The 525-nt window shown below is 49.7% G+C and carries 1 protein-coding gene; it reads right to left on the minus strand.

The genetic code is table 11. From position 1 onward, the window contains the following. On the minus strand, window positions 1–233 hold a 233-nt coding region (locus AC3A84_RS04800), incomplete at its 3' end, for a hypothetical protein (RefSeq protein ID WP_487968509.1). Window positions 234–525: the final 292 nt, after the last annotated feature.

Consider the following 525-nt stretch of genomic DNA (forward strand, 5'->3'; position numbering starts at 1 on the left):
AATTGCGCATTGTCTGCAGACTGGTTCGCTGAAGTATTCGTTTTGGGCATCAGCAGCCAGACCACAGCAGCCGCAGCACATAAACCGATTCCGTAAATGAAAAAAGGCCATGCACGAGTAACGCTGCCATCTCGGCGGGCCTGCTGAGTCCATTGGCGCGCGGTGTGCCATGAGACCCCTAGTTTCGGCGCCACAATCTTGCACGCGTTCTGCATCGACATGTTTTCTGCCAAGATGCGATCTTCTACTAATCGGACAACTCGGTCCTTTGCATCCTGGTCAATTTTTTGGGCATGTTCGAAGATTTTCCCATTTACCCAAACGGAACAAAACCTGGGACACTTCAGTTTGTCGCGCCGTAGCCAATTGTAAAAGTCACTAGTCCCGCGAAACCAAGGCCTATTGCGGGCGCCATATGTCCTTGGAGGAGGTAAAACGCTGAAATCAGGTAAAAAATCGTAGCTAGGCAAAATGAACATACGCCTATTTTTGATGGTCTTTTTACCGATGGGTGCTTCGGGTTGT

The sequence above is a fragment of the Paracidovorax sp. genome (assembly GCF_057642795.1).